The 9739-nt window shown below is 56.4% G+C and carries 13 protein-coding genes; all 13 read right to left on the bottom strand.

Features of this window, described 5'->3' with window-relative positions; all coding sequences use genetic code 11:
* Positions 1 to 55: 55 nt before the first annotated feature.
* Positions 56 to 343, bottom strand: coding sequence for a CD1845 family protein (locus AB5026_RS04295; protein ID WP_055246214.1), 288 nt, complete (start codon positions 341 to 343; stop codon positions 56 to 58).
* Positions 344 to 506: 163 nt separating this feature from the next.
* Positions 507 to 854 carry a plasmid mobilization relaxosome protein MobC gene (locus AB5026_RS04300; protein WP_148355534.1) on the bottom strand — a complete coding sequence of 116 codons (348 nt, stop codon included), beginning with the start codon at positions 852 to 854 and terminating at the stop codon, positions 507 to 509.
* Positions 851 to 1021: a DUF4316 domain-containing protein gene (locus AB5026_RS04305; RefSeq protein ID WP_005933602.1), complete on the bottom strand. Its 171-nt coding sequence runs from the start codon at positions 1019 to 1021 to the stop codon at positions 851 to 853. The genes AB5026_RS04300 and AB5026_RS04305 overlap by 4 nt, the downstream gene beginning before the upstream one ends.
* 10 nt (positions 1022 to 1031) lie before the next feature.
* On the bottom strand, positions 1032 to 1631 hold the full coding sequence (locus tag AB5026_RS04310; RefSeq protein ID WP_368212816.1) for a hypothetical protein: 600 nt from the start codon (positions 1629 to 1631) through the stop codon (positions 1032 to 1034).
* Positions 1632 to 1644: 13 nt separating this feature from the next.
* Positions 1645 to 2601: a hypothetical protein gene (locus tag AB5026_RS04315; protein WP_368212818.1), complete on the bottom strand. Its 957-nt coding sequence runs from the start codon at positions 2599 to 2601 to the stop codon at positions 1645 to 1647.
* 162 nt (positions 2602 to 2763) lie between these two features.
* Entirely contained in the window at positions 2764 to 3132 is a 369-nt protein-coding gene (locus AB5026_RS04320; RefSeq protein ID WP_005933611.1) for a cysteine-rich VLP domain-containing protein, read from the bottom strand.
* 177 nt (positions 3133 to 3309) lie between these two features.
* Positions 3310 to 4050: a DUF4366 domain-containing protein gene (locus AB5026_RS04325; protein WP_368212820.1), complete on the bottom strand. Its 741-nt coding sequence runs from the start codon at positions 4048 to 4050 to the stop codon at positions 3310 to 3312.
* A 2-nt stretch (positions 4051 to 4052) separates the two neighbouring features.
* The gene (locus AB5026_RS04330) at positions 4053 to 4307 is read right to left on the bottom strand and encodes a DUF4315 family protein (protein WP_005933616.1); all 255 of its coding nucleotides are present in this window, start codon (positions 4305 to 4307) and stop codon (positions 4053 to 4055) included.
* A 13-nt stretch (positions 4308 to 4320) separates the two neighbouring features.
* On the bottom strand, positions 4321 to 6024 hold the full coding sequence (locus AB5026_RS04335; protein ID WP_368212821.1) for a C40 family peptidase: 1704 nt from the start codon (positions 6022 to 6024) through the stop codon (positions 4321 to 4323).
* On the bottom strand, positions 6005 to 8374 hold the full coding sequence (locus AB5026_RS04340) for a VirB4-like conjugal transfer ATPase, CD1110 family (protein ID WP_217296193.1): 2370 nt from the start codon (positions 8372 to 8374) through the stop codon (positions 6005 to 6007). The genes AB5026_RS04335 and AB5026_RS04340 overlap by 20 nt, the downstream gene beginning before the upstream one ends.
* Entirely contained in the window at positions 8322 to 8717 is a 396-nt protein-coding gene (locus AB5026_RS04345; protein ID WP_195522540.1) for a PrgI family protein, read from the bottom strand. Before AB5026_RS04345 ends, AB5026_RS04340 begins: the two co-directional genes overlap by 53 nt.
* Complete coding sequence (locus AB5026_RS04350; RefSeq protein WP_368212824.1) at positions 8705 to 9304, bottom strand: MT-A70 family methyltransferase; 600 nt, start codon at positions 9302 to 9304, stop codon at positions 8705 to 8707. Before AB5026_RS04350 ends, AB5026_RS04345 begins: the two co-directional genes overlap by 13 nt.
* On the bottom strand, positions 9301 to 9739 hold a 439-nt coding region (locus AB5026_RS04355), incomplete at its 5' end, for a DNA methyltransferase (RefSeq protein WP_368212825.1). The genes AB5026_RS04355 and AB5026_RS04350, both read right to left, overlap by 4 nt.

Genomic DNA, 9739 nt, shown 5'->3' on the forward strand with positions numbered 1-9739 from the left:
GGCGGCTGTCCGTCCAGCCGCCGCAGGGGACTTCGGGACAAATTGTCCCAAAGCGTTATCCTGTGATAAAACTCTTTAGCGAGTAGTTGAGACTGTCCAGCTTGTCAATGAGCCACTCCGCCACAGCGGGCAGGCCAAAGGGCGAAACAGCAAAGGCGATCACAAGCCCCTGTATGCCCCAGCGATCCCCCGTGAATAAAGCAAACAGAGCTCCGATCAGACAGAGAAAGGACAGGGCGCAGAACACCCATGACGCAAAGGAAAAAGCAAAATTCAATACTGCCACAAGGAGCGTGAGGGCCAGAACAAAGGGGGCCGCTAAAAGTTTCAGAATGATCCGCATCGCTTGATACCTCCTTGAAAAGTGTGGTTTATGGTTCCTTACATGATAATTATACCTCTGTCCGGGAGGGACAACAAGGATGCCTCCGGCTTTCAGCACCTCGGGACAAATTGTCCCGAAGTAGTGAAAACCGGGGAGCGGCATACGCCACTCCCCGGCAGGATCAGAGCTCCACCAATGCGGAGAGCTTTTTCAGCAGATCGGACAGCGGCCCCCACAGGGCGGCATAGTCCCGTTGCAAAGCGGCGATCTCCTCGGGGTAAATCCCGCCGTAGGTGTTGGCCTGGATCGCCACTTGATTGAGGTTGTTTGAGCACCGCCGCTGGAGCGATACCAACTCCCGGACGGGCGAGAGGTCAACATGGAGCACATAGCCATTGAGGGCCATTTTCCGCATATAGGCCCCCATATTGCGGATGCCCGACTCGGCCATGCGTTGTTGAATAAGGGCCTGCTCCTCCTCGGACACCATCACATGGAGATGGATCGGGCGGCGGCGTTTCTTTGTCATCGTTCCTCCCGTTCCCGGCTCCGGCGCTTGTGGGGCGGTTCCTTAACCTTATCCAGCTCCTTTTCCTCCGGGGGTGGGGCCTGGTTATTGAGAACACCGTCCAGCATATTGTAATTGTGCTCGGTGGCGATCTCCGCACTTTTCATCGGGTTATATCTTTCTTCCATACAAATCCTCCTATCGGTCGCCCCGGTCGGGGGCCTTTTTCTTATGGATGGGATCGCCCTGGCTGGCTTCGGCCAGAGCTCCGGCCTCTTTCATCTGCTGGGCAATCGAGAGGGGCCTGTCATCGTTTTTTCGGGATAATTCAGAAATGACGGGGGCAGGACGGAGCTCATAGTCAGACGCCTCCTTTTCGGTCAGCGGTCTTGTATAAGTCAGATGCCCCCATGCCAGAAATGCGCCGCCCTCCACCGGGATGCGGCGGTCATAGTTGACGATCTCATCCGGGGCATTGTGGGGCGGTTTGGGGAATGTCCCGATGTCCACAGGCCGCTGGGTAGAGTAATATTTGTAAAGGCCGGGGGTCTCGGTCTGCACGATCCCCACATAGTAAAGCCGCTGATAGTCCTTTACCCGGTCTGAAAAATCCTGTTCCATAGCGGCCAGATCGTTGCCGTAATGTCCCCATTCATACTGCCGCTGGCCGTTCTTATCATCGTAACAGGCCCATGTGACATAGGGGGATGGAGCTGTGGGATGATGCCCCAGCGCAAAGCCCCTGCCATTTTCCAGCATCACAGCCTTCAAAATGGAATAGCCTTGATTTTTGTCCACAAATACACCTCCTTCATCGTGTCATATCCTTTTCCGTTTTCCGGGCAAAGGGCTGGAGCTGGTAAGGGCTCTGCCCATCCTCCGGGCGCAAAAATTCCATCCGGCCCGCCGCATAGATGGCATTTTTCGTAAGCTGTCTCTGCCATGCTCCCTGGCTGGGAGCCCACTTAAAACCGTTGCTTTTCAGTTCCCGCCGCTGTTCCTCCGATGGCTTTTCCTCAAAAAAGAGCTGCAAGCGGTTTTCTCCTTCGTTGATTTCCGCCCGTCCCCCGGGAAAGGCCCAGCCCGCATATTCCGACTGGCTTTTCAAATCCTCAATGCGCTGGCGTGTGCGGCGGATGTTGGCGTTGTTGTTGGTAAGCAGATAGGACGGATAGGGTACGGGATTTTTGCGCCAGTCGGATGCCATAGAGGACTGGAGCTTTCCGATTTCCTCGGCGGACAGGACGGGACAGCCCTCCAGCGTTTTATGCTTGCGGTAGTAGGCATTGACGGTTTTCATTTCCTTCTGCATGGCCTCCAGCCCTGCCAGCTTCGCCTCCAGCTTTTCCACAGCCCGGTCATCGTCTGCGCTGATCCCGCCCATACCTGTTGAGCGCACCTTATCCAGCAGGCCCTCGATCTGCATATATTCGCCCATGTTCTTATCCCGGGCGGCGTTCTGCTTTTCCTTTTTCCGCACCGGGAAGTTGGAGCCTCCGGCGATGAGGATGGAGGGTACACGGGCGTCTATGAGATTGCTTTGGTTGATGTTCTCCGCCAGCTTGCGGGCATAGCGATCTATGAGCCCGTCAATCTTTTCGTGGTACATGTGATCGACACGCCCTTTCTGCTGTTCCCCGAGGGCATAGGCCCGATCTACCATTTCACGGTAAGCGGCGGTAGCGGAGCCGGGAACATAGTCGGAAAAGCTGTTGGCGTTTTTGGCACGCCGGACGGCCTCCTCATTGATGGGGTAATATTTCGGCATAATTCCTCCTCTCAGAAAGCGGGTACTTCGGGACAAATTGTCCCAAAGTCCCGCTGTATGGATGTTGACAGCATCGGGGCAAGCGGGGCCAGACCGTAGAATGATACGGCAGGCCAACGAAACGGCCCCGGAAAGCCTTGCTATAAGGGGGTTTTGCAGGCCCTAATTGTCAACGGATGCACCCCGCTTTTTCCGCATATATTCCCGTTGCTGGCGGCGGTGGGCTTTCTTTGCACAGGCCGCCGAGCAGTACGCCTGCCGCCTGTCCGGGGGAACAGGCCCGCCGCATACCGGGCATATCTTAAAATCCGGCCTTGGGCCCTCGCTCATAAGGGCCACTTCCAGCGCCGGATCAAGGGGCAGGACGGACTCCCGGAAATAGCGGCAGTATGATCCCGTCCAGCATTTACCCAGCATATAGCAATCGCTATCCAGCGGCAGGCATCCGTATTCCCGGTCATAGTTGGCGCACCATGTTACCACAAGAGAGCGGATCGCTGTCTTTTCCTTGCGTGTCAGTTCACGGGACAATCCATCACCTCCCGCCAGCCCCGGCCTTCAAAAGCTCCTTGTAGCAGGACACACAGGCGATCCCCCGCCAGTAACAGCAGCCACAACAGGCGGAGCCCCTGGGCGGCCTGTTCTCGGTGGGAGCCTGGGGACGGGGTTTTTCTTTCATCATTCGTTCAAAGGGACTGCTGGTAAAATTCATCTGATTTCCTCCTTTTCTTCGGTTTCGTCCTCCTCGTCCCACGGGGGGCCGTCATCTTCAAACTCGTCATAGTCCGAGTAATCCCCGCCATCGTCCTCCTCGGTCTGGTCAGCTTGCTGGTGTTTCGGACGGTAAATCTTGAAATACCATGCGGCCCCGCCGCCGATGCCCATGACAGCCAGCACTAAAAGGAGCATCCCGGCGTTGCCCGGCTTCTCGGGTTCCGGCTCAGGCTCCGGGGCAGGCTCGGGTTCCGGCTCTGCACCTACGCATTTCCCCATATTGACAGAGCATACCGGGCAGTCGGTATTGACAGCCCCCGCCGCACATTTCTCCGGACAGGAGCAGACCGCCTGTTCCACGCCAGCGGCCTCGGCTGCGGCCAGCAGATCCCCCTCATCCACAATGCTGAAAAAGTAGGTTTCATACTGTTCGCCTTCCTCGTCCACAGGCTTGTCATAATCAATGACAATGTAAAAGGTATTGCCGCCGCTGGTCTGGACGGTAATAAACTGCTTGTTGGTGTGCTCGTCATAGAGCAGATCACGGGTTACAAGGTTTCCCTCCTCGGAAAAGCCCTCGCCCGGCGTAATAGTCGGCTCCGGGGCCGGGGTTTCCATTGTGGGATCGCCGTAGTCCTCGCCCTCGCCGCCTGCGTAGGCATAGGCGGGAACGCCAAAGCCGCATAACAAAACAGCGGCACAAAGCACCGCTGTCAAAACTCGAAACCGTTTCATATTCAGTTTTCCTCCTTTTCCTCATCCTCGGACTTCGGGACACTTTGTCCCAAAGCCCCGCCGCCTTTCAGCTTTTCAAACAGCAGGGGCAGTTCCGCAAGGGGGATGCTCATGCCACGCACGATGTCCACGATCTCGCTGTTTTCCGCCTCCAGCTTTTTCTGCTCCAGCTCCCTGAGCCGGGCCTGCTGTTCGCTGATTTTGGCCTTGACCTTATCAATCTCGGCCTGGATTTTCATGCTTTTTGCTGTTGCCATAAATGACCTCCAATCATGGTAAACGCCCGTAGGCGTAAAAATGAGACTGCCAGTAGCTTGTATTTAAGTTTGCATATCTGATGGGATCGCCACAATGGAGCATCCGCCCATCGCCTACATAAATCCCACAGTGGCTCACGCCCGGGGTATCATAGGTTCCCTTGAAAAACACAAGGTCACCGGGCCTTGGGGAGCTGGTCGGAGTGCAGATGTTGTAAAGCCCCTGCGCCCCAAGGCGGCCCACATTCCAGCCGGAATGATTGATCACCCATGACACATAGCCGGAGCAGTCAAAGGATGTAGACGGGCTGGAGCCGCCCCACACATAGGGATAGCCGATGTATTTCTCTGCCTCCGAGAAAATAGCGGCGAATGTTTCATCGTCCAGATATTCCCCCGGAACCTCATAGCCCTCTGGCGGGTTGGTAATGTATTTGTCCACATAGGGAGAGTCGGGAAACAGGTCGGGACGGTTGCCGAGGGTGGACATATAGATGGAATACCGGGACATCTGTTCTTCGCTCAACAAGGAAACAGGCAGGTGGGACAGGTTTTTGTTTTCCAGTGTCACATAGCAGATGTACCACGAATAGGGTTCATCGTCGCTGTCATAGCGTGTCTCCACCTCCACACGCTCCGTCAGAATATACTGGCGGTCAAAGAGCATTTGCAGGGAGCCCTCCACCTGTGAAAGCGTCCATTCCCCCTCATGGAGTGCCGACAGCAGGGAAATGAGCACATAGGGATCGTGTTCGATCTCGTCCAGATCGAAGTGGTACTCATCATAATCATGGGTGCTTTCGTAAGTATCAAGGTAGGTTTGCAGTTCTGCCTCCAGCCCGGCATAAGCCGCCTCCGCCCCTAAAATCGCCTCATCCGCAGAGGGGTAAGTGGTGGCTCCCAGCGCCCCGGCTCCGGCGTTGCCGATGGACACCAGCGAGGACGAACAGGACTGGAGCAGGACGATCACAAGGACACAGGCCAGCGCCAGCAGGCATCCGACTGGATGGCGCTTCACAAACCCGGTGGCCCGGGCTGTCAGCTTTTCCGTGGCAGCGGCTGTTTTCCCGGCGGCTTTTGCGCTCTGTTTTGCGGCCTCCTTCGCCTGCTTCTGGTATTGCCTTCTAAGCCGCTGTTTCTGCCAGTACCGGGTAAAATAGTTTTTGGAAAGCTCCGGGTGCTCCTGTGCGGCGGTGTGGAAATGATAATCCGCCGCCGCTTTCTGATACCTGGCCTCGGCCCGGCTGGCCGCCCTTGCCGGATGCTCCCGGACTTTGCGCTTTACAAACCGGGAGCCATGCCGCAGGATAACTTCCCCGGCAAGCTCCGAACGGTGGGCCCCTTCCGTTCCTACATTTTCCTGCTCCACCTCGTAGAGCTTGCCATGCACAAAGCCGTGAACGCCCCATCCAGCGGCCCCCGCCGCCTTACGGATCGGGCCTTTTTGTTTGGGCGGCTTCTGCTTTGCCAGCTTTTCCCGGGCGGCTTCCCGTTTTTCGCCCCGCTTTTCCATGCGGAGCTTGGATGCCGCCGCCTGTTCCTGCTGGCTTTTCTGCCGAAATTTTGACTTTGGGACACTTTGTCCCGAAGTGCCAGACGCCCCGGGCTCCTGTTCAGAGCCAGCCCCAAAAGCAGAGCCCCCGGGCTCGGCAGCTCCGCCTCCGGGTTCCGTATGCGTTTGGGACTCCGGGCGTGGTTTATTCGGTTTTCGCTTCATTCTTCATATCCTCCGGTCGGGTGGTTAAGAGGTCATAGATTTCCCCCTTCGGGAACCGATCCACAAACGGGATGGTCACATTCCCGTAAAACAGCAGGCCCTCGCCGGAATTAGAGTGGGTAATGTAGGAAAGCTGATGCTCGGAAATACCGAGCTGTCTTGCCAAAATCGCCCGGTCACTCTGAGCCTGCGAGAGCAAAATCATAAAGTCGGTGTTATCCAGAATGTTCTCAATCTCCCGGCTGGCCAGAAGGTCTTTCACATTCTGCGTGAGGGCGCTGGGAACGCAGCCTTTCTTTCTCAGCATTTTCCACACCGCCACAAAATAGCTGGCGGTCAGCGGATCACGGAGCAGGACATGGAACTCATCGAAATAGCACCATGTCGCCACGCCCTCCCGGAAGTTGGTATCTACCGCCTGGGACACAAATTCATTTGTGATGTGCATGGCGATCTTGCGGAGGTTTTCTCCCATGTTTTTCAGCACGATACACACCACCCGGCTGTCGGTTTTCACATTCGTGGGATGGTTAAACAGGTTGAGGGAGCCGGTGCAGTAGAGCTCAAGGGCAGTTGCCACACGCCGGGCCTCGGGCTCCGGCTGTTTTAAGAGCTCCTCATACAAGTCCTGCAAAAGCGGGGTTTTTCCTGTATCAAGCCCAAGGGCCTGTTCCCGGTACACCAGCCGCACACAGCGGTCAACAACTGTCTTTTCGATGGGCTGTAAGCCTTCCTTTCCGCCTACCACCAGCTCGCACAGGGACAAAAGAAAGTCCGCCTTCATGGAAAGAGGGCTCTCCCCGGCGGCCATGTTAAGCTCCACATCCATCGGGTTTAGGTGATGGGGGCTGTCCGGGGCAATCTCGATCACCTGTCCGCCCAGCCTGCGAACCAGCGGGGCATATTCGCCCATCGGATCAACAATGATAATCCGATCCTGGGGGATGGTCAGAAAGACATTGAGCAGTTCCCGCTTTGCCGCAAAGGATTTTCCCGAGCCCGTAGAGCCGAGGTACATTCCGTTGGCCGACTTCAGCTTTTTGCGGTCAGCCATAATGACATTGTGGGAAAGGGCGTTCATGCCATAGTAGAGGGCCTGCCCGTCCATCCGCAGCTCCCTTGTCATAAAGGGGATAAAAATTGCCGTGGAGCTGGTTGTCATACCACGCTGGATCTCCACTTCGTTGTAGCCGAGAGCCAGCGAGGACACAAAGCCCTGCTCCTGTTGCCAGTCCAGCCGCTTGAGGGCGCAGTTGTATTTCTGTGCGATGCCGCCCACGGTAAACACATCGTTTTCCAGCCGCTGGCGGGTAGGGGCCATATTGACTACCGTAAAAGTCAAAAGGAACATTCTCTCGTTGCGGGACTGGAGGTCAGCAAGAAGCTCCGCCGCATCCTTGGAAAAGGTAATGAGGTCGGGCGGGAGAATGTCGGGATCGTACCCGGCCCGGACAGCCTTCCGCTGTTCCTCCACCTTCATTTTTCCGATGTCGGAGATTTTTCCCTTGATGGTTTTGATAGCCTTTAGCTGATCCACCGTCTGGATATGGAGGGTTACGGTCATTTCCGCATCCAGCTCCAGAATTTCCGCCAGCAGTTTATCCGAGAGCTCAGACGCTAAAATCTGCAAGTAGGAAACAGCGCCCCAATACTGGCCCACCCGGAACAGGCGGGAGTGCCGGAAGTCAAAGCTGTCCGGGGCGATATAGTCCTTGGTGCCGAGCCCCGTCTGCGGGATGTCCTTCCATGAAAAGCGGAACGGTTCCCGGTTGCCCGGATGCATCTGGCTGTGAAGCAGGGCCAGCCTTGCCCGCCCGTCCATCGGTTCACAGGGAACACCCAGCCGCTTAAAGTTGCCCATCACATCGGCCTCCACACGCTCCAGACGGGGCCGGGCCTCCACGATCCCTCCGGCTGGGATGCCGAAAGTAATGTACTTGGAGCGTTCAATCCCGTTGTTAGACCGGGCGATCTGGTTTTTCAGCATCCCGGTAAATTCCTCCCGGACGCTGTTAAAATCATCATCCACCTGGGGAATGTTTACCTTATAGCGGCTCCGGGAGTGGGAGCGGCGGTTGATAAAGGAAAGCTGGAACGGCAGGGAGCTGTCAAAGTAGTTGAGAAATGAGCTCCAGCCGCCAAAGATTGCAGTCTGATCCTCGGTGGATGCCACGGAATAATTGATGTCCTCATATTCCACGGTCTTTGTGTAGAGCCCGCCGGGGAGCTTGCATACCCCGTCCGGGTGCATCGCCACATAGGGGATCGTCTGCTGGGCGGACAGGGCCGCCCTGTTTTTAGCCTTTGCGGTTTTTCTTCCGCTGGTTTGATTTGCCTTTCGCAATCGCATCCTCCTTTCTCACAGCGCCCCGTCCGGCAAAGGGGGCGTAAATGTTTTGTGTCTGATAGGGCCTGACTCCGGGCCGCAGAAACCGGGCCCGTATGATGTTTTTCAGCACCTTTTCCGCCGGGAGCCCGTCTTTTTCATACATGGCCAGAAGAAACGCCGGGAGCATCACGGCCAACATAAGGAACATGGCCCCGGTATTACCGATAGAGCCCCGGGCCAGCAGATAGGACGGGATGCCTACCGCCGCCGCACAGCTAAAACAGATGAGCTGGCGCTTGGTAAGGTTTAGGGCCATTTTGGTTTTTACTTTTGACAGGTCGTTGGGTACATTCACATAGGGCATGGATCAGCCTCCTTTCCGGCCCCTTTAACCTCGGGACACTTTGTCCCAAAGTCCGGGATCGTGCTTTTCACTTCATTTCCCCACACCTCCCAGCCGGGCGGGGACTGTCTGGCAAAGAGCTCCACCCGGGGCAGGTCGCCCATAAGGGCCACGATCTTTTCCCGGGCCTCGTCCGGCTTTTTGCTGTGGGCTTCAATCGGGGAAATGATAAACTGATGGATATTTGCCGCCTGCCGTTTGGGATGGCCCCTAGTAGCCAGCAGGCAGATCTCCGCATTTCCCCTCGTCCAGAAGCCAAGGCCATAAAACCAACTGTCTGCCTTTTTATTCTTTTTCAGCCAGACAAAGGCCACAGACTTATAGCGGAAGCCCCACGCCTCTATGAGCCGCAGGGCCTCCGGGAGCTGGGGGAAAGTCACCCACAAAAAAAGTGCGCTGTCCGGGGCGGCCAGATCAGCCACCGGGAGCGCACACAGCTCGTCAATCCCCATTGTGGGATAATGGTTTTCTGCCGCCCCCTGTACCTTACTGCGCTGGTACTGCCAAGGGGGATCGGCGTAAATGATAGAATAGTTTCCGATAGTCATACTCCTTTCTGCCCGGCTTTGACCGCCTCAGTAGCCAGCCGGATGCGTTCTGTAGCCGGGGCGTAAAAGGCCGGGGCGGTTTCAAAGCATACAAAGCGGCGGCCCGTATTGACAGCAGCCACAGCAGTCGTGCCGGAGCCAGCGCAGATGTCTGCCACCACCTCCCCGGGCCGGGTATAGGTTCTGATGAGATACTCGCACAACTCCACGGGCTTCTGCGTTGGGTGGATGGTACGCTGTACGGAAGAAAAGGCCAGCAGGTTTCCGGGGAAACGCAGGCCATCCTCTGATCCACTGCTGGAACGCAGGAATTTTCCATAGTTGGGGCTGTTGTCCCCTGTCCGGGAAATTTTCTTATAGGGCTTGCCCTGTTCAAACTGCGGATCGTAATAGGGCAATTTTTGATAAAACACCAGAATGTTTTCCGTCCGCTTT

The sequence above is a fragment of the Blautia sp. RTP21359st1_E11_RTP21359_211015 genome (genome assembly GCF_040910705.1).
Taxonomy (GTDB): Bacteria; Bacillota; Clostridia; order Lachnospirales; family Lachnospiraceae; genus Blautia_A; species Blautia_A fusiformis.